The 23,801-nt window shown below is 58.5% G+C and carries 23 protein-coding genes; 6 read left to right on the forward strand and 17 right to left on the reverse strand.

The annotated features are described in order from the left end of the window. Positions 1–171: 171 nt before the first annotated feature. The 3 genes from arcD to ACE3SE_RS20620 all read right to left on the reverse strand — a co-directional run bounded on the left by arcD (position 172) and on the right by ACE3SE_RS20620 (position 3,406). Entirely contained in the window at positions 172–1,611 is a 1,440-nt protein-coding gene (arcD, locus tag ACE3SE_RS20610) for an arginine-ornithine antiporter (protein WP_045845386.1), read from the reverse strand. Positions 1,612–1,989: 378 nt separating this feature from the next. Further along, a complete protein-coding gene (locus tag ACE3SE_RS20615; RefSeq protein ID WP_082086308.1) occupies positions 1,990–2,127 on the reverse strand; it encodes a DUF3149 domain-containing protein in 138 nt (45 codons plus the stop codon). Between the two features lie 244 nt (positions 2,128–2,371). Then, positions 2,372–3,406 carry a CDP-6-deoxy-delta-3,4-glucoseen reductase gene (locus tag ACE3SE_RS20620; RefSeq protein ID WP_374557924.1) on the reverse strand — a complete coding sequence of 345 codons (1,035 nt, stop codon included), beginning with the start codon at positions 3,404–3,406 and terminating at the stop codon, positions 2,372–2,374. A gap of 41 nt (positions 3,407–3,447) precedes the next feature. Between ACE3SE_RS20620 and ACE3SE_RS20625 the strand changes: the two genes are divergently transcribed. Next, complete coding sequence (locus ACE3SE_RS20625) at positions 3,448–4,365, forward strand: SDR family NAD(P)-dependent oxidoreductase (protein WP_374557926.1); 918 nt, start codon at positions 3,448–3,450, stop codon at positions 4,363–4,365. Positions 4,366–4,401: 36 nt separating this feature from the next. Continuing rightward, complete coding sequence (gene trmB / locus ACE3SE_RS20630) at positions 4,402–5,082, forward strand: tRNA (guanosine(46)-N7)-methyltransferase TrmB (protein ID WP_131355780.1); 681 nt, start codon at positions 4,402–4,404, stop codon at positions 5,080–5,082. A gap of 127 nt (positions 5,083–5,209) precedes the next feature. On the opposite strand, the gene ACE3SE_RS20635 is transcribed toward trmB, so the two are convergent. Continuing rightward, positions 5,210–5,704 (reverse strand): glutathione peroxidase, encoded by a 495-nt coding sequence (locus ACE3SE_RS20635; protein WP_374557928.1) that lies wholly within the window; start codon positions 5,702–5,704, stop codon positions 5,210–5,212. Between the two features lie 58 nt (positions 5,705–5,762). Here ACE3SE_RS20635 and ACE3SE_RS20640 point away from each other — a divergent pair, with 58 nt between their 5' ends. Next, on the forward strand, positions 5,763–6,242 hold the full coding sequence (locus tag ACE3SE_RS20640) for a DUF1841 family protein (protein WP_045845391.1): 480 nt from the start codon (positions 5,763–5,765) through the stop codon (positions 6,240–6,242). A 69-nt stretch (positions 6,243–6,311) separates the two neighbouring features. Here the strand turns inward: ACE3SE_RS20640 and ACE3SE_RS20645 are convergent, their stop codons facing one another. Further along, positions 6,312–7,265, reverse strand: a complete 954-nt coding sequence (locus ACE3SE_RS20645) for a D-2-hydroxyacid dehydrogenase (RefSeq protein WP_062786323.1) — start codon at positions 7,263–7,265, stop codon at positions 6,312–6,314. A 10-nt stretch (positions 7,266–7,275) separates the two neighbouring features. After that, positions 7,276–8,058, reverse strand: coding sequence for a DUF2189 domain-containing protein (locus ACE3SE_RS20650; RefSeq protein WP_374557931.1), 783 nt, complete (start codon positions 8,056–8,058; stop codon positions 7,276–7,278). Positions 8,059–8,216: 158 nt separating this feature from the next. On the opposite strand from ACE3SE_RS20650, the gene ACE3SE_RS20655 reads away from it, so the two are divergent. After that, positions 8,217–8,543 carry an FKBP-type peptidyl-prolyl cis-trans isomerase gene (locus tag ACE3SE_RS20655; protein ID WP_089083143.1) on the forward strand — a complete coding sequence of 109 codons (327 nt, stop codon included), beginning with the start codon at positions 8,217–8,219 and terminating at the stop codon, positions 8,541–8,543. Positions 8,544–8,604: 61 nt separating this feature from the next. Here the strand turns inward: ACE3SE_RS20655 and ACE3SE_RS20660 are convergent, their stop codons facing one another. Further along, entirely contained in the window at positions 8,605–9,234 is a 630-nt protein-coding gene (locus ACE3SE_RS20660; protein ID WP_374557933.1) for a DedA family protein, read from the reverse strand. A gap of 116 nt (positions 9,235–9,350) precedes the next feature. Between ACE3SE_RS20660 and alr the strand changes: the two genes are divergently transcribed. Next, entirely contained in the window at positions 9,351–10,421 is a 1,071-nt protein-coding gene (gene alr / locus ACE3SE_RS20665) for an alanine racemase (protein ID WP_374557935.1), read from the forward strand. 69 nt (positions 10,422–10,490) lie between these two features. On the opposite strand, the gene glmM is transcribed toward alr, so the two are convergent. The 4 genes from glmM to ACE3SE_RS20685 form a co-directional block, all read right to left on the reverse strand. Continuing rightward, positions 10,491–11,825 carry a phosphoglucosamine mutase gene (glmM, locus tag ACE3SE_RS20670; protein ID WP_374557937.1) on the reverse strand — a complete coding sequence of 445 codons (1,335 nt, stop codon included), beginning with the start codon at positions 11,823–11,825 and terminating at the stop codon, positions 10,491–10,493. 147 nt (positions 11,826–11,972) lie between these two features. Beyond that, positions 11,973–12,815: a dihydropteroate synthase gene (gene folP / locus ACE3SE_RS20675; RefSeq protein WP_374557939.1), complete on the reverse strand. Its 843-nt coding sequence runs from the start codon at positions 12,813–12,815 to the stop codon at positions 11,973–11,975. A gap of 68 nt (positions 12,816–12,883) precedes the next feature. Further along, positions 12,884–14,794: an ATP-dependent zinc metalloprotease FtsH gene (gene ftsH / locus ACE3SE_RS20680; protein ID WP_374557941.1), complete on the reverse strand. Its 1,911-nt coding sequence runs from the start codon at positions 14,792–14,794 to the stop codon at positions 12,884–12,886. An 80-nt stretch (positions 14,795–14,874) separates the two neighbouring features. Continuing rightward, a complete protein-coding gene (locus ACE3SE_RS20685) occupies positions 14,875–15,492 on the reverse strand; it encodes an RlmE family RNA methyltransferase (protein WP_045845399.1) in 618 nt (205 codons plus the stop codon). A gap of 136 nt (positions 15,493–15,628) precedes the next feature. On the opposite strand from ACE3SE_RS20685, the gene ACE3SE_RS20690 reads away from it, so the two are divergent. Continuing rightward, the gene (locus tag ACE3SE_RS20690; protein ID WP_045845400.1) at positions 15,629–15,961 is read left to right on the forward strand and encodes a YhbY family RNA-binding protein; all 333 of its coding nucleotides are present in this window, start codon (positions 15,629–15,631) and stop codon (positions 15,959–15,961) included. A 96-nt stretch (positions 15,962–16,057) separates the two neighbouring features. Here the strand turns inward: ACE3SE_RS20690 and ACE3SE_RS20695 are convergent, their stop codons facing one another. The 6 genes from ACE3SE_RS20695 to ACE3SE_RS20720 form a co-directional block, all read right to left on the reverse strand. Beyond that, positions 16,058–16,486: a DUF4149 domain-containing protein gene (locus tag ACE3SE_RS20695; RefSeq protein ID WP_045845401.1), complete on the reverse strand. Its 429-nt coding sequence runs from the start codon at positions 16,484–16,486 to the stop codon at positions 16,058–16,060. A gap of 58 nt (positions 16,487–16,544) precedes the next feature. Further along, a complete protein-coding gene (gene greA, locus ACE3SE_RS20700) occupies positions 16,545–17,021 on the reverse strand; it encodes a transcription elongation factor GreA (protein ID WP_045845402.1) in 477 nt (158 codons plus the stop codon). A gap of 167 nt (positions 17,022–17,188) precedes the next feature. After that, positions 17,189–20,398: a carbamoyl-phosphate synthase large subunit gene (gene carB, locus ACE3SE_RS20705; RefSeq protein ID WP_045845403.1), complete on the reverse strand. Its 3,210-nt coding sequence runs from the start codon at positions 20,396–20,398 to the stop codon at positions 17,189–17,191. Positions 20,399–20,424: 26 nt separating this feature from the next. Continuing rightward, positions 20,425–21,081 (reverse strand): leucine efflux protein LeuE, encoded by a 657-nt coding sequence (gene leuE, locus ACE3SE_RS20710; RefSeq protein ID WP_374557944.1) that lies wholly within the window; start codon positions 21,079–21,081, stop codon positions 20,425–20,427. A gap of 22 nt (positions 21,082–21,103) precedes the next feature. After that, on the reverse strand, positions 21,104–22,234 hold the full coding sequence (gene carA, locus ACE3SE_RS20715; RefSeq protein WP_045845405.1) for a glutamine-hydrolyzing carbamoyl-phosphate synthase small subunit: 1,131 nt from the start codon (positions 22,232–22,234) through the stop codon (positions 21,104–21,106). Between the two features lie 244 nt (positions 22,235–22,478). Further along, positions 22,479–23,801, reverse strand: a 1,323-nt coding sequence (locus tag ACE3SE_RS20720; protein ID WP_374557947.1) for an acyl-CoA dehydrogenase, incomplete at its 5' end; no start/stop codon positions are given.

Below are 23,801 nucleotides of genomic sequence, written 5' to 3' on the forward strand. Positions count from 1 at the left end.
GGCAGTTGTCGGGGGTGAGGCGTTTGTGGGCCAGGCCCGGACGGCACACCATCACACTGCGCAGCTTGCCGCATTCGGAATGAACACCAAATTTTGTCATGATCAAACTCCTGCAATTCGGGTAAGGGGTGGGGGAGCGCGCTTGACGCGCTCCTCCGTATTGTTTTCAGGTCAGAGGGTGAGCTGGCCGGTAATCAGTTCGTAGGCGGCGATGGCGCCCAGAACCACGATGATGGCGGCCAGTACGGCTTCGGCACCCTTGAACGGCTTCTCGCCATGTTCTTTCTTGGCCCACAGGTAGAACAGCAGGCCCGGGGCGTACAGCACCATCGACAGGAACAGATACTTCACACCAGCGGCGTAGATCAGCCATACACCGTACACACTGGCGATACCGGCAATACTCAGGTCACGGCCCTTGCCTTCACCAGCCTGGTAGCCTTCACCACGCCGGGCCACCATGAAGGAATACACGGCACACAGCAGGTAAGGAATCAGGATCATCGAGGTAGCCAGCGACAGCAGTGCCAGGTAACCGGCCGAGCTGAACAGGGTGATGATCAGGAACAGCTGGATCAAACCGTTGGTCAGCCACAGCGAAGCTGCCGGGGAACCGTTGGCATTGGTGGTGCCGAAGATGCGCGGCATCACACCGTCTTTGCCTGCCAGGTAAGGTGCTTCAGCAGCCAGCAGCGTCCAGGCCAGCAGTGCACCACCAACAGAAATCACCAGACCCGCATTCATGATGTTGGCACCCCAGGGGCCAATGGCTTTCTCCAGCACGTAGGCAGTGGACGGGTTCTTCAGCGCAGCCAGTTCAGGCTGGGTCATCACGCCCAGTGCCAGGACCGATACAGCCACCAGCAGGGCAATGGTCAGCAGGAAACCCACCACGGTAGCCTTGCCCACATCGCTCATTTTTTCGGCACGGCCCGAGAACATCGACGCACCTTCGATACCGATGAACACCCATACGGTCACCAGCATGGTGCTCTTCACCTGATCGACGATGGAACCCAGCTTCGGATTACCCCAGAAGTCGAGATTGAAGGTGTCAATCTTGAAGGCAAACACCACCAGTACGATGAACAGCGCCAGCGGAACCAGTTTGGCAATGGTGGTGATGGTGTTGATGAATGCCGCACCATGCACGCCACGCAATACCAGGAAATGCAGGCCCCACAGCAAGACAGAGGCACAGATGATGGCGGTCGGCGTGTTGCCATCACCAAAAGCGTGGAACCAGAAACCCAGTGCCGAGAACATCACGACAAAGTAGGACACATTGCCGATCCAGGCCGAAATCCAGTAACCCCAGGCCGAGTTGAAGCCCATGTAGTCACCGAAACCGGCGCGGGCATAACCATATACACCACCTTCTACTTCCGGTTTGCGGTTGGCCAGCATCTGGAAGGCAAATGCCAGCGTCAGCATGCCGAGGAAGGTGATGGCCCAACCAATGATGATGGCGCCGGCACCGGCACCTGCCGCCATGTTTTGCGGTAGCGAGAAGATGCCGCCGCCAATCATGGAACCCACTACCAGTGCGGTAAGTGCACCCAGTTTCAGTTTGGGTGCTCCGCCACCTTGCACTTCTGTATCAGTGGACATTTTCGTTCTCCGTGAAATACATTAACCTGAAAACTATCTGTATATTATTAATTTCTAATTCAATGATGCAATGATAGTCATCGAAGCGCTCCGATTCCAGAAAGCAGCTACATATGTTTGATCAGGATCAAATGAAAAAATGGAACAAAAAAGAGCAACAGAAGAATGTTGGCTGGGTTATAGGAAGAGCTGCCTGTCTATCCAAATTGGATTTTTTTATATGAACTCGTTCTTTATTGGCAATTTTTAATAAATTATTTTTCAATAAAGACTGATAGACAAACGGCAGGCAAAAAAAATGGATACGGCCCACCACCGTATCCACCAACACACACATCAAGAGGAAATCTGGACACACACCAACTGGTGCTAAACCTGTCAGTCGTTCGGTCCTGCGTTCTTCACCTTACGACTGATCACAAAAATCACACCACATACCACCACAGTAGCAAAGACAATGGTTGCCAAACCCAGAACACCGACATCGTCGGAAAGAAGTTGACCTAGCAGTTCCATCTCCCACTCCTCATAGCTGGCGTTTGCCGCCTTGATTGATTAGTCGATGGTCATAATAACCCTACAAAAAATGTGGATGTTGACGCAAATCAACAATCTGTCCGCACCCTGTGGCCAACGGGAAAATCCCACAAAAACAAAACGATGCCGGACATACCTCGCAGAGCGGCCATTTCGCTGGCAAGTACAAAAATGAAAAAGCCCCTGTATGGCAGGGGCTTTTTGATGACAGAGGACTGGCAGATCAGGGCTGCTTGTTACCACCCATGTCCTTGGACAGGAAGAAGGCGTCAGAGAAGAATTCGTCTTCCGGCAGCTTGCGTTCGGCAATGAAGCTGCGATGGGCAGACTCCACCATGACCGGAGCACCACAGGCATACACCTGGTAGCCGGACAGGTCGGCAAAGTCATCCAGCACCGCCTGATGTACAAAGCCGGTGCGGCCTTGCCATTCGTCTTCCGGCAGCGCCTCGGACAACACCGGAATCACGGTGATGTTGGCATGCGCGGCCTGCCAGCTGGCAGCCAGTTCGGCCATGTAGAGGTCTGCCTTGGTGCGTGCGCCCCAATACAGCACCATCTGACGCTGGATACCGTGATGGATGGCGTGTTCGATGATGCCCTTGACCGGCGCAAAGCCGGTACCGCTGGCCACGAAGATGATGGGCTTGTCCGAATCCTCACGCAGGAAGAAAGAACCCATCGGTCCCTTGAAGCGCATGATTTCGCGCTCTTTCATCTGGGTGAAGACGTAATCGGAGAAACTACCACCAGGCTGATGACGGATATGCAGCTCCAGGAAGGCATCATCATGCGGCGCATTGGCAATGGAGAAACTGCGTTTCTTGCCATCCTTCATCAGGATGTCGATGTACTGACCGGCGCGGAACTGCAGGCGTTCGGAAACCGGCAATTTCAGTTTGAGCACGGCAACGTCGTGCATTTTCACCATGCTTTCCACGCGGCACGGCAGGGTCTTGATCTGGATGTCACCAGCACCGGCCACTTCACGGGCTTCAATGGTGATATCGCCTTGCGGGCGGGCACAGCAGAACAGGGTCATGCCCTGGATGCGTTCGTTTTCCGGCAGGGCTTTTTCCTGATAGCCGTCCTGGCTAACCTCACCCTCCACTACCTTGCCCTTGCAGGCGCCACAGGCACCATCGCGGCAGCCATAAGGCAGACCGACATTCTGGCGCAAAGCCGCTTCCAGAATGGTTTCATGCGCTTCAACACTGAACGTATGCCCGCTCGGGAGCACTTTGACCTGGGAAGTCATTGGGTACCTTTATTATTCCAAATCTCGGTAAGATGCAGCCTATGCGTACTTTATTGATTGCAGGCATGGGTGATGTCGCCCGACGGGCCCTGCCCCGACTCGTGCAGCACTGGAAAGTGCTGGTTCTGGCACATCACGCGCAAGCGGCTGAAACGGCGCGCGCTGGCGGTGCCATTCCGGTCATGGCCAATCTGGACGATGCCGCCAGCCTGGAGCGGCTGGCCGGTCTGGCCGATGATCTGTGGATAACCGCTCCACCACCAAGCCACGGAATGCGCGACAGCCGCACGCGCAAGTTGTTGTACGCACTGGCAAAAGCCGACAGGATACCACAGCGTATTAGCTATATCAGCACTACTGGCGTGTATGGAAATAGCGCCGGTAACTGGCTGGATGAATGTTCGCCCCCCATACCGCAAACCGAGCGCGCCTGGCGCCGGCTGGATGCAGAAAATACCCTGCGTGCCTTTGCCCGCCACCATGGCAGCCAGCTGACCATTCTGCGCGCACCCGGCATTTATGCGCTTGAGCGCCTGCCGCTGACCCGTCTTGTGCAAAACACGCCCTTGATCCGGCCAGAAGAAGACAGCTTCAGTAATCATATCCACGCCGACGACCTGGCCTGCCTGTGTATTGCCAGCCTGCAGCAAAACCGTGGTGGCATCCGCATTTACAATGCCTGCGACCAGGAACCACTCACCATCACCGACTGGTATGCCATGCTGGCTGATGCACTGTCCATGCCACTACCGCCACGGCTATCCCGCGCAGAAGTACAAGCGGCCGTCAGCCCGGGTTTATGGTCTTACATGGCGGAATCCCGCCGCTTTCGCCACCAGCGCCTGGCAGAACTGGGCGTGACGCTGCGCTACCCCACGGCACGCGAATTTGTCGCACAACTGGCGGCAAATCCGGCCTGGCAGAGCGTGGCACTCGCTAAGGCCGGCAAGATTCGGTAACATGCGCGTCTTCTTGCAATTATCTGTTTGAATCACATGGAAAATCCGGCATTCGGGCGCGCCATCAGAAGCTTTGTGCTGCGTCAGGGACATCTGTCTGCAGGTCAGCAACGCGCAATGGACGAGGGCATGCCCAAATGGGGCATTGCATATCAGCCAACCGTCATCGACCTGGAGCAGGCTTTTGGCCGCCAGGCACCCAAGGTGCTGGAAATCGGCTTTGGCATGGGTGGTGCAACCGCTGAAATTGCAGCGGCCAATCCTGCTATCGACTATCTGGGCGTGGAAGTGCACTCCCCCGGCGTGGGCAATCTGTGCAAGCTGATTGCCGAGAAAGAGCTGAGCAATCTGCGCATCATCCGTCACGATGCGGTGGAAGTGCTGGACAACATGCTGGCCGACGGCAGCCTGGACGGCGTGCATATTTTCTTCCCCGACCCCTGGCACAAGAAACGCCACAACAAGCGTCGCCTGATCCAGGCCCCGCTGGTGGAAAAACTGGTGAAGAAGCTGAAACCAGGCGGCTATCTGCACGCTGCTACCGACTGGGAAGACTACGCCATCCAGATCATGGAAGTGTTCAGCGCCAATGGCGATCTGGCCAATAGCGCCGATGGCTATGCGCCGCGCCCGGACTACCGTCCGCTGACCAAGTTTGAGGCCCGTGGCATCAAGCTGGGTCATGGCGTATGGGACATCATCTTCCGCCGCAAGTAAGCCCCGCGAACAGAGCCCCCGCTCCAGCGTTGCGCCGCCTTGCCGTACGCCATGTACTGTCTGCGGCGGCGCGCCTTGGCCCGGGTTCTCTACGAGGTTTTGTTGGCGGTTCCAAGCCAGACCGGTTTCAGTCGGCAGTGACACGCCGGCTCAGCAAGACTTCGATGTCCGGCAGCAGTTCATGTGGAGCCACTGCCGGTTCGAAGCGTTTTACCACCCTGCCCTTTCCATCCAGCAGAAACTTGGTGAAATTCCATTTCACCGGGTGCGGATGTGCGCTATCCGCCTGGGTCAGCCAGCGCCACAAGGGATGTGCCTGCGGGCCGTTAACCTCCACCTTGGCCGATAACGGCAGCGTCAGTTGAAAGCGGCTGGCACAGAAACTGGCAATCTGGGCATCCGTGCCCGGTTCTTGCCCGCCAAACTGGTTGCAGGGAAAGGCCAGCACCCGCAAGCCTTGTCCGGACAGGCTGTCATGCAATTCCTGCAGGCCCGCATATTGCCGGGTATAGCCACACTCGCTGGCCGTGTTCACCAGCAATACCACCTGGCCCTGCAGGGTGCTCAGCGCCATGGAACTGCCATCAGGCAGGAGCATGGAAAAATCGTAAAGCGTGGTCATGGTGGGCTCCCTTCCGTATAATCGGGGCTTATCCGAGAAACCTACTCAGGTATTGCGCATGTTGTTCTCACCCAGCCGCCAGGATGCGCGCGGCTTCTTTTTTGAAACCTGGAAAAAACACCAGACTGGCAGCGTGCTGACCGATCTGGAAAAGATCGTGCTTTCCATTCTTATAGACCACCCCGAGTACCACTCCATCCTGAATCATCCGGAAAAGTACCTGGAACAGGAATGGACGCCGGAAATGGGCGAGACCAACCCGTTCCTGCACATGGGCCTGCATGTGGCTATCGAGGAACAGCGCTCCATCGACCAGCCCTTCGGTATCCGTTCACTCTACGCCCAGCTGGCCTTGCGCCACGGCAACGAGCATCGTGCCCAGCACGAGATGATGGAATGCCTGGGCGAGATGATCTGGCATGCGCAGCGCTATGGCGGCGGCCCGGACGTGAACCGCTACATTTCCTGTGTGCGCGGCAAGCTGGGCATGGGCGAAGAGGAAACACCGCGCATCAATCCGAACGATATTCCGGACTGAGCATGTTCAGGTGCTTAACAAAAAAGCAGGCTCGCAAGCCTGCTTTTTTCATGTGCTTCGCCATTGCGTTCACACCAGGCGATTGGCTTCCTGACCGCTGACAAAGGCCGTGACATTGTCCACCAGTTGCTGTGCCAGACGCTGCATGGCCTGCTGGCTGGCCCAACCGACATGCGGCGTGACGATCAGGTGCGGCAAGCGGGCCTTCAGCAGCGGATTGCCGGCCGACGGCGGTTCGGTACTCAGCACATCAAAACCGGCACCGCCCAGCTGGCCGAACTTGAGCGCAGCCACCAGCGCTTCTTCATCCACCAGTCCGCCACGCGCGGTGTTGATCAGGATGGCACCCGGCTTCATCGCCATCAATTCCGGCTGGGCAATCATGTTGCGGGTTTCTTCGTTCAGCGGGCAATGCAAGGACAGCACATCCGAACTGGCAAGCAGCTGATCAAAGCTGACATAGCCATCGCGCACGGTGGTAACGCCCTTGCGCTCACCAAACTGTACATGCATGCCAAAGGCGCGAGCACGTTCGGCCAGTGCCTGGCCAATGCCGCCCGCGCCCAGAATACCCAGCGTGGCGCCCTTGAGGTCGCGAATGGGCGCACCAAAATGACAGAACTGCTTGGCCTGCTCCCAGACACCGGCAGCGACATCTCGCTGGTAGGCCGGCAGATTCTTCATCAGGGCCAGCATCAGGGTAAACGCATGCTCGGCCACGGTTTCGTCGCCGTAATGGCGGATGTTGGCCACCGCAATGCCCTGCTCACGGCAAGTGGCGATATCGATATGGTTGTAGCCGGTGGCCGCCACCGCCAGCATCTTCACCCCCGGCAACTGCAGCAGGGTTTCACGGCTGAACGGCACCTTGTTGGTGATCACAATGTCGGCATTACCCACATGCTGGACAATCTGCTCCACCGTGGTGGCGGAAATTTCGCGATAGGCATGGGCAAAAGGAAAAGCGGGAACCGGGACAGGCAGGCTGTCCCGGTCGAGAAATACGATGGAAGGTTGGCTCATCAGTCTGGCGTCAGCTTTCGTAGGAAATCATGGCGCGGTAAGCATGCCAGCTGGCCAGCCCCAGTACGGGCATGATGACGATCAGGCCAATGAAATAGGTAGCAAAGCCCACCGCAGTAAGAGCCACAATCATAACGGCCCATACCGCCATCGTCAGCAGATTCTTGTACACCGCCTGCACGCTGTTGATCATGGCGGTCACCGTGTCCACATCCTTGTCCAGCATCATCGGGATGGCCACCACGCTGAGCGAGAACACCGCCACCGCAAACAGGAAGCCGACACCAAAATAGGCCAGCAGGAATGTCATGTTTTCCGGCAACAGGGCATTGCTCAGCAAGCTGTCCAGTGATGGCAGGGCTGCGGTATCAAAAAACAGCGCAAACATGAGCAGTGAAACACGGAACCAGCCAAACACCATCAAGGCCAGCAAGGCGGCGTACAGGGTAAAGCCGGGCAGATTGACTCGCCAGGCAACCATGCTGTGCCACAAATTGACCCGCTGAGTGGCAAACGTGTTTTCATGCTGGCGCGCCAGATCATACAGACCGATGGCCAGAAACGGCCCGGCCAGCAGGAACAGCGTGGACAAGGTGAGTACGAACTGTGGCGCACTATCGAAATAGGCAATCAACAGATAGCCCATCAAGACAAAAATGGCGCCATAAAACATCGCATCGGCCGGTGCGCGGCGCAAGTCTTTCACGCCCTGCTGCAGCCAGACCATGGTTTGGGAAACTTCAACATGATGAACAACCGGGTGTTCCCGGGACGAGCCGTGGGTGATGTCCATGACGAATCCCCTTCTGGTGGTGGGTGGGTAAACCAGACAGTTAATTCTTTATAAGCTACTGATTGCAAAATACAAATTGCAAATCAATGCTGTCAGACCACAGCGCGCGGCAACTGGTACAATACGGGCCTGCTTGAACCAGATACAAGGAACACAAGATGAGCGAATTGATCATTGAAGACCTGACCGTGGGCGAAGGTGCCGAAGCTGTCGCCGGCCAGGAAGTGACTGTGCATTACACCGGCTGGCTGACCAATGGCAGCAAGTTCGACTCCAGCAAGGACCGCTTCCAGCCCTTCAGCTTTCCGCTGGGTGCCGGCCATGTGATCAAGGGCTGGGATCAGGGCGTCGTTGGCATGAAGGTAGGTGGCAAGCGCAAGCTGACCATTCCGGCAGAACTCGGTTATGGCGCACGTGGCGCCGGTGGCGTGATTCCGCCCAATGCCACCCTGGTATTCGAAGTGGAACTGCTGCAGGTGGGCTGATCCGGCTTCTGTGCATGAAAAAAGCCACCGTCGCGGTGGCTTTTTCATTTGGCAGTCCGGCTCATTTTTTCAGGCCGGAATCCTCACAGCATTTCTTGCGCTTGCACAGGTAGAGAATCACCAGACCAGCCAGTAATACTCCGACCACGGAAAGAATACCCATCTGGCCACGATGCACCATATGCATCAGCCATTCGCGCTGCGTGGCACCGTAATGGCCCAGGTAAACCCACACCGGCACGGAAATCAGCGCGGCAAAGCCATCCATCAGCAAGAAACGCCAATAGGGCACGCGCCGTGTCATGCCAGCGGTAATGAAGATGGGAGAACGCAAGCCGGGCAGGAAACGGGCAACGAACAGCACCCAGGTACCGTATTTTTCAAACTTTTCCTGCACAGCTTCAAAGCGTTCGGGCGTCAGGATGCGGGCGATGGGACGAAAACGCTGCACCTTGTGGCCATAGAAACGCCCCGCAGCAAACATGATGCCGTCACCAGCCAGAACCCCGGCCATCCCCACCATAAACATGATATCGACATCAGCATAGCCAAGGCCGGAAATGATGCCACCAGCCACCAGCGTGATGTCTTCCGGAATCGGAACACCGAAACCACACACCAGCAATACGGTAAAGACAGCCACATAACCGTAACCGGTAAAGAAATCGAGAAGTATCTGCAGTATGTCCATAGTGCTCCGCCGACCGGCACAGTCTTGTCCTGTCACAAGATTTGGCCACGGGCTGATTGTCCGAGTGCATGATCGGGCGCTTATAATAGCACACCTCGACCTTATCCTTTCTTGACATGACACGCCCCATACGGGTGGAAATCAATCATTCCGCCCTGCGCCATAATTATTTACAATCCCGCAAACAAACCGCAAGCCGCCGCGCCCTGGCCGTGATCAAGGCTGACGCCTATGGCCATGGCAGCCTGGGCTGCGCCCAGGCTCTGGCCGATATTGCCGACGGATTTGCCTTGCTCAACATCGAAGATGCCATCGCCCTGCGCAAGGCGGGCATCCAGCAGCCGATTACCCTGCTGGAAGGACCATTCGACCGGACCGAAGTGGAGGCCATGGCAGAATACCGCATTGCCGGTGCCATTCACTCCCCTCACCAGATTGCCTGGTTACAGGAAGGTTCCCTGCCACAGCCGGTGGAAGTATGGCTCAAGATCAACAGCGGCATGAACCGGCTGGGTTTCCGCCCGGAACAGGCCAGCCACGTGATGCAGCAACTGCGTGCATTGCCGCAAGTGAAGCTGAGCACCATCATGACGCATTTCGCCACTGCCGATGACGATCGTGGCGTAGCAACGCAGTGGCAGCGCTTTGCCCCCGTGGCCACGGCCAGTGGCCTGGCCATCAGCGCGGCCAATTCCGCGGCCGTCTTCCGCCATCCGCACACCCATGGCGCTATCGTCCGCCCCGGCATCACCCTGTATGGCTGCTCGCCCTTTGCCGACTGTCATGGCGCAGCGCTGGGCCTGCAAACCACCATGACGCTGAGCGCCGACATCATTGCCATCCAGCAACTGCAAGCAGGTGATGGCGTGGGATACGGCATTCAGTTTCAGGCCGACCGACCGATGCGGATAGGCATTGTCGCCTGTGGCTATGCCGATGGCTACCCACGCATTGCCGCCAATGGCACTCCGGTGATGGTGGCAGGCCAGCGCAGCGGCACTGTGGGCCGGATTTCCATGGACATGCTGGTGGTGGACCTGACGCACATTCCTGATGCCACCATCGGTAGCCGGGTGGAGCTGTGGGGGCCAAACATCGCGATCGAAGCAGTGGCTGCGGCTGCCGGCACCATTGGCTATGAGCTGATGTGCGCCATTGCCCCGCGCGTGCCGCGCCTGCCCACCTGAACCAATCGCTCACCACAATAAAAAAAGCCGCTGCATAGTGCAGCGGCTTTTTCTTGTGCCAGGACTGAATCAGGCCACGCGCTCTATAGTGGCGGCAATCTCTTTGGCCCATTTTTCCGACAAGCTGCGGTCACTGGCTTCTACCATCACCCGTACCACCGGCTCGGTACCGGAAGGACGCAATACCACACGGCCAATCCCGGTCAAGGCGGCTTCTGCGGCTGCCAGCGCCTCGGCAGAGGCTGCTTTCCAGTCGCAGCCATTGTGACGCACATTGATCATGGTCTGCGGGAACGGCGTCCAGTCACTGCAGGCCTCTTCCAGGCTGATGCCCAGTTCGGCCAGGCTGGCCAGCACCTGCAAGCTGGAGATGATGCCATCGCCGGTGGTGTGCTTGTCCAGGCACAGGATGTGTCCCGATGCCTCGCCGCCCACCTGCCAGCCATTGGCATGCAGCATTTCCAGCACATAGCGGTCGCCCACCTTGGCGCGGCCAAAGGCCACGCCCAGCTTGTTGAGCGCCAGTTCCATGGCCATATTGGTCATGACCGTGCCCACCACACCGCCCTTTAGCTCGCCACGGGCGGCACGTGCCTTGGCAATCACATAAATAAGCTGGTCGCCGTCGTACACCTTGCCATGCTTGTCCACCATGATCAGGCGGTCACCGTCGCCATCCAGTGAGATGCCATAGTCGGCATGGTGCTCCAGAACGGCTACCTGCAAGGTCTTGGGATAAGTCGCGCCCACCTTGTCGTTGATGTTGTAGCCATCAGGTTCACCACCGATCACCACCAGCTCGGCACCCAGTTCATGGAACACCTTGGGCGCGATGTGATAGGTGGCACCATTTGCACAATCCACCACCAGCTTCAAGTGCTTCAGGTTTCGCTCGCCCGGGAAGGTACTCTTGCAGAATTCGATGTAACGCTCTGCTGCACCGGAAATACGGCGGGCACGCCCCAGCTCGGCCGAGCTGTTGGTCGTCATAGGCTGTTCCAGCATGGCCTCGATTTCCAGCTCCAGTGCGTCATCCAGCTTTTTGCCGCCTTCGGCAAAAAACTTGATGCCATTATCCTGATAGGGGTTGTGCGATGCCGAAATCACCACGCCGGCCTCCAGCCGCAGCGCGCGGGTGAGGTAGGCAATGCCCGGGGTGGGCAGTGGGCCGGTCAGCAGCACATTGACGCCAGCCGCAGTAAAACCGGCCTGCAAGGCTGCTTCCAGCATGTAACCGGAAATACGGGTGTCCTTGCCAACCAGCACCGTCGGACGGTGATCCTTGTCATGGTCCACCAGCACTCGCCCAGCCGCATGGCCTAGCTTGAGGACAAAATCAGGGGTGATGGGGAATTGCCCAACTTCACCACGTACACCATCCGTACCAAAATATTTACGACTCATTTCTTCATCCTAGTCACGTTGCTGTAGCACCTGGCCAGCAACGGGTAGCTACGGTAATAACCTTGGCGCCAGCCCTGTATTGTACCTGCCGGCCCTGTTAGCTCGGCAAGTCCCTATTATGCAAAAAAGGTAAGACAGCCTTGCGAATCAAGCGGTATACGGTTGCAACGCCGCCCAGACTTCCAATGCCTGCCGGCTGGCTTTGACATCGTGCACCCGCACGATTTTGGCACCGCCTTGCAAGGACAACAGCGCCACAGCGACGCTGGCACCAAGTCGTTCTGATGGAATGGCCTCACCGGTGATGGCACCCAGCATGGACTTGCGCGACAGACCTACCAGCAACGGAATGCCGCTGATAGCCTCGATACGCTGCAATCCTGCCAGCAATTGCAGGTTATGTTCGAGTGTCTTGCCGAAACCGAAGCCTGGATCAATCAGCAAACGCTCAGCGGTAATGCCCGCATCACGACACAACTGCACGCGACGTTGCAGATATTGGCCGACCTCCTCCACCACATCCTCATACGCAGGAGCCTGCTGCATGGTGTCCGGGTTGCCTTGCTTGTGCATCAGGCACAGTGCCACCTGTGATGCAGCCACGGCCTCCACTGCACCCTGGTCTTCCAGTGCGGAGACATCGTTGATCAGGTCCACAGCCCCCAGTTGCAAGGCCGCCTGCATGACCGCGGTACGACGGGTATCGAGTGACAGCGGAGCGCCGATATCCTTGAGTTTTTCCAGTACCGGCAACACCCTGTCCATTTCTTCTTGCACACTGACTTCCGGCGCACCGGGACGGGTGGATTCGCCACCAATATCCAGAATGGCCGCGCCATCTGCCAACATGGCTTGCGCGCGCTGCAATGCAGTGTCCAGCGTATTGTAGCGGCCGCCATCAGAGAAGGAATCGGGGGTGACATTGAGGATGCCCATGATCATGGGCCGGGATAGATCGAGCTTATAGCGCCCGCATTGAAGCAATTGCATCGAATGTTCTGCCAGATAAATGCAAAACAGGGTGACAGCCTGCGCTATCACCCTGTGGAAACCGGTTATCAGAGTTCCTGAGCCGGGGTGGATGTCGGTTCTACCGGAGCGGCTTCAACGGCCTTTTCCTCCGGCTTGGCCGGGAAGCCACTGCCCGGCTTGGGCGGACGTGGCGGCTTGCCATCCATGATGTCGTTGATCTGCTCTGCGTCGATGGTTTCCCATTCCAGCAGGGCCGCGGTCATGGCTTCCACCTTGTCGCGGTTTTCTTCCAGCAGACGACGTGCCAGAGCATATTGCTCGTCGATGATGCGGCGAATTTCACTGTCCACCTGCTGCATGGTGGCTTCGGACATGTTCTTGTGGGTGGTGACAGAGCGACCGAGGAATACCTCACCCTCATTGTCGCCATACACCATCGGACCCAGCTTGTCGGACATGCCGTAGCGCGTCACCATGTCACGTGCCATCTGGGTGGCACGCTCGAAGTCGTTGGAAGCGCCGGTGGTCATCTGGTTCATGAACAGCTCTTCGGCGATACGGCCGCCAAACAGGATGGCCAGACGATCCAGCAGATAGCCACGATCATAAGCAAAGCGGTCTTGCTCCGGCAGTTGCATGGTCACACCCAGCGCACGGCCACGCGGGATGATGGTGACCTTGTGCACCGGGTCGGACTTGGGCAGCAGCTTGGCCACTACGGCATGGCCGGATTCGTGGTAAGCAGTGTTGCGCTTTTCTTCCTCGGTCATCACCATGCTGCGGCGCTCGGCACCCATCATGATCTTGTCCTTGGCCGACTCGAAGTCCAGCATGTCCACCAGACGCTTGCTGCGACGGGCAGCAAACAGCGCTGCTTCATTCACCAGGTTGGCCAGATCTGCACCGGAGAAGCCCGGTGTGCCACGGGCGATGATGGAGGCTTCCACATCAGCAGCAATCGGCACCTTGCGCATGTGTACGGACAGAATCTGTTCACGGCCACGGATATCCGGCAGCGGTACCACCACCTGACGGTCGAAACGCCCAGGACGCTGCAAGGCAGGGTCCAGCACGTCCGGACGGTTGGTCGCGGCAATAACGATGACGGTCTGATTGGTTTCGAAACCATCCATTTCAACCAGCAGCTGGTTCAGCGTCTGTTCGCGTTCGTCGTTGCCGCCACCCAGACCTGCGCCACGCTGGCGACCTACCGCATCGATTTCGTCGATGAAGATGATGCAAGGCGAGTTCTTCTTGGCCTGCTCGAACATGTCGCGGACACGGGCAGCACCCACGCCGACAAACATTTCGACAAAGTCAGAACCGGAAATGCTGAAGAACGGTACCTTGGCTTCACCGGCGATAGCCTTGGCCAGCAGGGTTTTACCAGTACCCGGCGAGCCACACAGCAGGATGCCACGCGGAATGCGGCCACCCAGGCTCTGGTAGCGGGAAGGGTCGCGCAGGTAGTCGACAATTTCCTTCACCTCTTCCTTGGCTTCATCGCAGCCGGCGACATCCGCAAAGGTCACGGTGTTGGTGTCCTGGTCCAGCATGCGCGCCTTGCTCTTGCCGAAGGAGAAGGCACCACCCTTGCCGCCGCCCTGCATCTGGCGCATGAAGAATACCCACACGCCGATGAGCAGCAGCATCGGGAACCAGCTGATGAAGATGCTCATCAGCATGGACGGTTCCTCTTCCGGCTTGGCCGAGAAGCGGACGTTGTTCTTGATCAGGTCTTCAACCAGTTGCGGATCGTAGGGCGCATAGGTGGCAAATGCCGAACCGTCGGTACGCTTGCCTTTCAGCCACTGGCCACGCAGCGGATGGCCCTCGATGCTCAGGGATTGCACCTTGCCGGATTCGACATCGCTGATGAATTGCGAGTATTCGATCTGGTTCTGGGCATCCTGACGTTTGTTGAACTGATTGAATACAGTCATCAGTACCAGACCGATGATGACCCAGATGGCGATGTTTTTGCCGATATTGTTCACGAGTAGCGGACTCCTCTGTGCCCTGACTTTACGGTTGCGTATTGCATTGGAATGAATTGTAAACCCCGAGGGGGCATATGTCAGCGTCGGCCCTTGCCCAGCAGGTAAATTTCGCTGGAGCGGTCACGCGAAGCCTTGGGTTTGCGGGTAACTACCTCGTCAAACAGGTCTCGCATGGACTGCAGGTAGGGCTGGAAATCGCTGCCCTGGAACACTTTGACGAGAAAACAGCCGCCAGGTTTCAGATGATCACGTGCAAATTCGAGCGCCAGCTCACACAGCAAAAAGCTTCTGGCCTGATCCATGGCACTCATTCCTGAGATATTGGGTGCCATGTCGGAAATTACAAGGTCCAGCGCGCGGCCGTCCAGCAGATCGACAAACTGGGCCAGCACTTCGTCTTCGCGGAAGTCGCCCTGGATGAAGTCAACATCGGCAATCGGGTTCATCGGCAGGATATCCAGCGCAAACACCTTGCCCTGCGGCCCGACGATGCGGGCAGCCACCTGCGACCAGCTGCCCGGAGCGCTACCCAGGTCAGCCAGTACCGTGCCCGGGCGGATCAGTTTGTCTTTCTCGTTGATTTCCAGCAGCTTGTACGCTGCCCGTGCCCGGTAGCCATCTTTCTTGGCCATCTGTACATACTGGTCGTTAACATGTTCGCGCAGCCAGGTATTGCTGCTGGTACTTCTAGCCATGAGTCGTTTCCTGCCATTTCACTCAGCACAGCCATGCTGGCTATCCTGTTGTTTTTCAGTCTGTTTGTGACCAGAGTTTGGGCTATGGGCCAAACTCTAGTAGAATCCCGTTTTGCTTTGAAACCAAGCCTGTCCAATGAAAATCGAACTGCAACCATTCCAGCGCCAGCACCTCAAGGGCCTGGCTCAGACTCTCAACCCGGTCGTGATGATCGGCAACAACGGCCTGAGCGAGTCCGTACTGCGCGAAATCGCCATGAGCCTGGATGCCCATGAACTGATCAAGATCCGCGTTCAGGGTGATGACCGCGCGGCACGCATTGCGCTTTACGAGCAAATTTGCGACGAGCTGGGTGCAGCACCGGTGCAGCATATCGGCAAATTGCTGGTGCTGTGGCGCCCCAGCGACAAGCAGCGCATTGTTCTGCCCAAGAACAAGAAAGCGCTGAAGATTGCTTCCCAATCCTGAGACTGCCCTTGGGCGGTATAGCAAAAGCGGTGGCTTGCCACCGCTTTTATTTTGCCTGCACCTTATTGTGGACAGGCCACTTGCGGTATCACAAGGTCAGTCCCGTCGCAGGATGTAGGCCAGCCCCATCAGGCTCTGTACCAGATAGATCAGGCTGGAAATGGCATGCCAGGTAGCGAAACCGCCGCCAAACAGGCCTTCTGCCGCGTGGTTCATCTGCAGTTTGAGCGCCGCAATGATGGGCGTCACGGCAAAATGGTTGATCACGGTACACAGCAGCATGCCGACAATCAGCCAGAAGCTGGCTTCCTTCATGCCACGCACGCCATTGCGCCATACCGCATCCACCAGCAGGAATACCCCACACACCAAGCCCACCCAGGCGATGGCGGCAAACAGTTTGCCGGCAACCATGCCGGCCGTCACGGTATCCAGTGAGCGGAACAATACCGGGGCCACAATGATGCCGATCACCCAAAGTCCACCGATCCAGAAGGTTCTGGCTATCGCTCGCAATCCGTCCATGCGTGCTCCCTGACTCCACAGCAAAAACGCGCGAAAGCGCGCGTTTGGTTTGTCTGCTTTAGATGTATTTGACGTCCAGCACTTCGTATTCGCGAATGCCGCCCGGGGCCACCACTTCGGCCACGTCGCCGCTTTCCTTGCCGATCAGCGCACGGGCAATCGGCGAATTGACCGATACCTTGCACAGCTTGATGTCGGCTTCATCGTCGCCCACGATCTGGTAGGTCACCTGGTCTTCGGTTTCCAGATCCATCAGCTCGACGGTGGCACCAAACACCACGCGGCCATCAGCGTCCAGTTCGGCCGGATTGATGATCATGGCATTGGAAATCTTGCCTTCCAGTTCGGCAATACGGCCTTCAACGAAGCCTTGGCGCTCTTTGGCAGCATCGTATTCTGCATTTTCAGACAGATCGCCATGCGACCGTGCCTCGGCAATCGCTTCGATCACCGCCGGGCGCTCCACGCTCTTCAGGCGTTGCAGTTCTTCTTTGAGAAGTTCGGCGCCACGCAGCGTCAACGGGACTTTGTTCATTCGGGTGCTCTCCTGAGGCGGTACCCCCGCCGTCATCAAAAACACAAGCCGCCGTACGAGACGGCGGCTTGGCTGTTGCAGTTCAATGTCTGGATTGTAACGGCAAATCGTCCGCGGTTCAAAGCTTCAACGCACAACTTGCCGTCACATTCCGACAGTCCACCACATCAAGGCTTGATGGAGGCGTGCAGTTCCTGAACGCTGTAGACATCAAACTCTTCCACATGGGCCATGCCCACGCACACTGCCTTGGCACCGGCCAGGGTGGTGTACTGCGGAATGCGCGCCTGCAGGGCACTGCGGCGGATGGAATGGCTGTCCTGAATGGCCTGACGCTTTTCGTCCACGGTGTTGACCAGCACGTCGATTTCGCCGTTCTTGATCATGTCGACGATGTGCGGACGGCCTTCGTTCACCTTGTTGACCACCTGCACCACGATGCCTGCTTCGGCCAGGGTCTTGGCCGTGCCGCGCGTTGCGCAGACGCCAAAGCCCAGACGTTGCAGCTCGCGTGCCACGTCAACCGCGCCGTTCTTGTCGGACTGACGTACCGACAGGAACACCTTGCCGGTGCGCGGCAGCTTGTCGCCGGCGGCCAACTGGCTCTTGACGAAGGCTTCGGCAAAGCTCTTGCCCACACCCATCACTTCGCCGGTGGACTTCATTTCCGGTCCGAGGATGGTATCCACGCCCGGGAACTTGATGAAGGGGAATACGGCTTCCTTCACGGCGTAGTACGGCGGGATCACTTCCTTGGTGAAGCCCTGCTCGGCCAGGCTGATGCCGGCCATGGCACGGGCGGCAATCTTGGCCAGCGGAGCGCCGGTCACTTTGGACACAAACGGTACGGTACGCGAGGCACGCGGATTCACTTCCAGCACGAAGATGGTGTCGCCCTGGATGGCGAACTGCACGTTCATCAGGCCGACCACGTTCAGCGCACGCGCCATGGCTTCAGTCTGACGACGGATTTCGTCCTGTACGGCCGGGAACAGGCTGTACGGCGGCAGCGAGCAAGCGGAGTCACCGGAGTGCACACCAGCCTGTTCGATATGCTGCATGATGCCGCCGATGACCACGTCCTTGCCGTCGGAGATGCAATCCACGTCCACTTCGATGGCGTCGTTCAGGAAGCGGTCCAGCAGCACCGGGCTGTCGTTGGACACTTTCACCGCTTCGCGCATGTAGCGTTCCAGATCAGCCGGTTCGTGCACGATTTCCATCGCGCGGCCGCCCAGTACGTAGGACGGACGCACCACCAGCGGATAGCCGATTTCCTCGGCCAGCTTCATCGCGTCGGCCGGAGTACGGGCGGTGCGGTTCGGCGGCTGTTTCAGACCCAGTTCATTCAGCAGCTTCTGGAAGCGCTCGCGGTCTTCGGCAGCGTCGATCATGTCCGGCGAGGTGCCGATGATGGACACGCCATTGGCTTCCAGTGCACGCGCCAGTTTCAGCGGGGTCTGACCGCCATACTGCACGATCACGCCGAACGGTTTTTCGATGCGGCAGATTTCCAGCACGTCTTCCAGCGTCAGCGGTTCGAAGTACAGACGGTCGGACGTGTCGTAGTCGGTCGATACGGTTTCCGGGTTGCAGTTGACCATGATGGTCTCGAAACCGGATTCGCGCAGCGCCAGCGCTGCATGCACGCAGCAGTAGTCGAATTCGATACCCTGACCGATACGGTTGGGGCCACCACCCAGTACCATCACCTTCTTGCGGTCGGTGGGCTTGGCTTCGCACTCTTCTTCGTAGCTGGAGTACATGTAGGCGGTGGAGGTGGCGAACTCGGCCGCGCAGGTATCCACACGCTTGTACACCGGATGCAGACCCAGCGCCCAGCGCTTGGCACGCACGGCAGCCTGGTCGGTATTCAGTAGCTCGCCCAGACGACGGTCGGAGAAGCCCTTGCGCTTCAGGCGACGCAGTTCGTCAAAGCCCAGTTCTTCCACCTTGCGACCGGCCAGGGCTTTTTCTTCGCCCACGATGTCTTCGATCTGGGCCAGGAACCACGGGTCGATCTTGCTCAGCGCAAATACGTCGTCACGGCTCATGCCCACGCGGAAGGCGTCGGCCACGTACAGGATACGTTCCGGTCCCGGGGTGCTGACTTCGTGACGGATGGTTTCTTCGTTGGTGGTGACCGGGTTGAAGCCGGACAGGCCGGTTTCCAGGCCACGCAGCGCCTTGTGCATGGATTCCTGCAGGGTGCGGCCCATGGCCATCACTTCGCCCACCGACTTCATCTGGGTGGTCAGGCGGTTATCGGCCTGCGGGAATTTTTCGAAGGCGAAACGCGGAATCTTGGTAACCACGTAGTCGATGGACGGTTCGAACGAAGCCGGGGTGGCACCGCCGGTGATGTCGTTCTTCAGTTCGTCCAGGGTGTAACCCACGGCCAGCTTGGCAGCGACCTTGGCAATCGGGAAACCGGTGGCCTTGGAGGCCAGTGCCGAGGAACGCGATACACGCGGGTTCATCTCGATCACGATCATTTCGCCGTTCACCGGATTGGTGGCGAACTGCACGTTGGAACCGCCGGTGTCCACGCCGATTTCACGGAGTACCGCGATCGATGCATTACGCATGATCTGGTATTCCTTGTCGGTGAGGGTCTGTGCCGGGGCCACGGTGATGGAGTCACCGGTGTGCACGCCCATCGGATCGAAGTTCTCGATGGAGCAGATGATGATGCAGTTGTCTTTCTTGTCGCGCACCACTTCCATTTCGTACTCTTTCCAGCCGAGTACGGACTGCTCGATCAACAGTTCATGGGTGGGAGACGCTTCAAAACCGCGCTCGCAGATCGCCAGGAATTCTTCCTTGTTGTAGGCGATGCCGCCACCGGAGCCGCCCATGGTGAAGGACGGACGGATCAGCGTGGGGAAGCCCACCTTGGATTGCGCTTCCAGCGACTCTTCCATGGTGTGGCAGACGAAGGACAGCGGGCAGGACAGGCCGATCTTGGCCATGGCTTCCTTGAAGCGGCCACGGTCTTCCGCCTTGTCGATGGCGTCCTCGGTGGCACCGATCAGCTCGACATTGTACTTTTCCAGCACGCCGTGCTTGGCCAGGTCCAGCGCACAGTTCAGTGCGGTCTGGCCGCCCATGGTGGGCAGAATGGCGTCCGGGCGTTCCTTGGCAATGATTTTTTCCAGAACAGGCCAGGTAATGGGTTCGATGTAGGTGACATCGGCCATGTTCGGGTCGGTCATGATGGTGGCCGGATTGGAGTTCACCAAGATGACTTTGTAACCTTCTTCACGCAGGGCCTTGCAGGCCTGTGCGCCGGAGTAGTCAAACTCGCAGGCCTGGCCAATCACAATGGGGCCAGCGCCGATGATGAGAATACTCTTGAGGTCGGTACGTTTCGGCATGTTATCGCTCAGTCAATTTCAATTGTTCAGTTCAGGCTGGCTGCCGCCAGTTTGGCCCCGAAGCCCAGAAACAGCGCGCCCACTCCGCCAGACATGGCAGAGGACAGTTTGCGGCGGCGACGGAAGGCTTCGGCCAGTCTTGCTCCAGACACGATGATGGTGGCCAGATACAGGGCACTGCACAACTGCAGCAGCGTGCCCAGCGCAAGAAAGGTCAGCACCGGGTGCGGATAGGCCGGGTCGACGAATTGCACGAAGAAAGACACGAAGAACAAGATGGCCTTGGGGTTCATCAGGCTGATGACCAGCGCCTTGACGAAGGGACGGCTGGCGTCCACTTCGCGGCGCGCTTCCGGCGCAGCAGCGTCCCCGCGGGAAGCATTGCGCCAGGCACGCCAGGCGCCACGCAGCATCTGCAGCCCTAGCCAGGTCAGGTAAGCACCGCCGGCGTACTTGACCATGGCAAACAGGGCCGGATTGGCCTTGAGCACCCCTGCCGCCCCTGTGGCGGCCAGCGTCATCAGGATGGCATCACCGGTAAATACCCCGCAGGCACCCACAAAGCCGCGACGGATGCCGCGCTGTGCCGCCACCGACAGCACATACATGGAGTTGGGGCCTGGCAGCAGCACGATGATGATGGTGCCGATCAGGTAGGTGGTGATATCGGTAATGCCCAGCATGCTTGTTCTCCGTATGCTCCGTTTACTTCGCCTGGCTCATCGCCGTGATGAAGCGGTCAAACAGATAGGCCACGTCTTCCGGGCCTGGGCTCGCTTCCGGGTGACCCTGGAAGGAGAAGGCCGGACGGTCGGTCAGCGCAATGCCCTGTACGGTCTGGTCGAACAGGCTGCGATGGGTCACGCGCACATTGGCCGGCAGGGTGGATTCGTCCACCTGGAAGCCATGGTTCTGACTGGTGATCATCACGCGGCCGCTGTCCAGATCCTGCACCGGGTGGTTGGCACCGTGGTGGCCGAACTTCATCTTGCTGGTCTTGGCACCAGTGGCCAGACCCAGCAGCTGGTGACCCAGACAGATGCCGAATACCGGCAGACGGGTTTCCAAGATTTCGCGGATGGCAGCGATGGCGTAGTCACAAGGCTCCGGATCGCCAGGGCCGTTGGAGAGGAACACGCCATCCGGATTCAGCGCCAGCACGTCCTTGGCCGGCGTCTGCGCCGGTACCACGGTCAGCTTGCAGCCACGTTCGGCCAGCATGCGCAGGATGTTGTGCTTCACGCCGAAGTCGTAAGCCACCACATGGAACGGGGTTTCGGCCTGCTCGCTGTAGCCGCTGCCCAGTTTCCATTCGCCCAGCTTCCACTGGTAGGACTCGGTGCAGCTCACTACCTTGGCCAGATCCTGACCGGCCATGGAACCGAAACCGCGTGCCAGTTCCAGTGCGCGGGCTTCGTCCAGATCGGCACCGGCCATGATGCAGCCGGCCTGTGCGCCTTTTTCACGCAGGATGCGGGTCAGGCGGCGGGTGTCGATATCGGCAATGGCCACGACATTGTTCTTGGCCAGGTAGTCGGACAGCGAATCTTCCGCGCGGAAGTTGCTGTGCAGCAGCGGCAGATCACGAATGATCAGACCGGATGCGAAAACGGCGCGGGATTCGGTATCTTCCGAATTCGCGCCGACATTACCGATGTGGGGATAAGTCAGGGTGACGATTTGTTTGGTGTAGGAGGGATCGGTGAGGATTTCCTGATACCCGGTCATGGCGGTATTGAATACCACTTCGCCGACCGTATGGCCGGTGGCTCCGATGGCACTGCCCTTGAAGAGGGTACCGTCAGCCAAGACGAGGATCGCTGGTACGGTTGACACTGACTAGCTCCTGTTGCGTTTCGCTTGTATGTTTTTGCGGATTTTTATGTGAATAACGGGACACGACGTTTTGCGCCTGTCCCGTTTGGTTAAACCTTACCATCATACCGCTTTCGGCCAGTTGAAACAAGTCACAAGCACCTGTTTTTGCATCACTTCCTGATTTGTCCTGCCTTGTTTCCAATACTTTTACATAAAGAAACAGCCACCCGCAGGTGGCTGTTCAGCATGATGAAACACCAGCTCAGAACAGGGTATCGTCCAGCTCCAGCACACTGTCAGCCCCATCCACAATGGCTGCAGCCAGGCCGCCAACCTGCGGCAGCAGGTGCTCGGCAAAGAAGCGGGCGGTGGTGATCTTGGCCTTGAGGAAATCCTCGTCCACACCATCTTCACCCAGCTTTTCGCGTGCGATCAGCGCGGCGCGGCCCAGCTGCCAGCCACCCAGCACAATGCCCATCAGCTTGAGGAAAGGTACCGAACCGGCGGCCGCCAGCTGCGGCTGCGTGCCAAAGCTGCCCAGGATGAAGGCAACGCAGCGCTCAGCCTCGGCAGCAGCCTGCTGCAGATTGCGCGCCATGCTGGCATAACCGGCAGCCGCCAGCTTGTCGGCAGTCGCTCGTGCTTCTTCCAGCAGCGCACGGGCCGTCGCGCCGCCTTCGCTGAAGGTTTTGCGGCCAATCAGGTCCAGCGCCTGGATGCCGGTGGTGCCTTCGTAAATGGCGGTAATACGGGCATCGCGGTAGTACTGGGCCACGCCGGTTTCTTCGATGAAGCCCATACCGCCATGTACTTGCACCGCCAGGCTGGTCAGCTCGTTGGCCTGCTCGGTATTCCAGCCCTTGACGATGGGAATGAGGAAGTTCACCAGCGCCTGATTGCGCGCAGCTTCGCTGGCCACCGGATGGCGCGAGGCGCGGTCCAGCGCGGCGGCAGTATAGAAGGCCAAGGCACGTTGCGCTTCGATCTGGCTGCGCATGGTCATCAGCATGCGACGGATATCCGGATGCTTGATGATGGCCACACCAGCCGGGTCGGGCGAGCCGATGGCACGGCTTTGCACGCGGTCACGCGCATACTCGACCGCCTTCTGGTAAGCGCGCTCGGATACCGACATGCCTTCCACCCCCACCCCGAGGCGCGCGTGGTTCATCATGGTGAACATATAGCCCAGGCCCTTGTTGGCCTCGCCCACCAGATAGCCGACCGCACCACCGTTATCGCCAAAGCTCATCACCGCGGTCGGGCTGCCATGAATGCCGAGCTTGTGTTCCAGCGAGACGCAACGCACGTCGTTACGCGCACCCAGGCTGCCATCGGCATTGACCAGGAACTTGGGCACGATGAACAGGGAAATGCCCTTCACCCCGGCCGGTGCATCCGGCAGGCGGGCCAGCACCAGATGGACGATGTTGTCGGCCATGTCGTGCTCACCCCAGGTGATGAAAATCTTCTGGCCGGTCACCAGATAGCTGCCATCCGCCTGCGGTACGGCACGCGAGCGCACCTGGGCCAGGTCGGAACCGGCTTGCGGCTCGGTCAGGTTCATGGTGCCGGTCCATTCGCC

Source organism: Aquitalea pelogenes (genome assembly GCF_041914625.1).
Lineage (GTDB): Bacteria > Pseudomonadota > Gammaproteobacteria > Burkholderiales > Chromobacteriaceae > Aquitalea > Aquitalea pelogenes.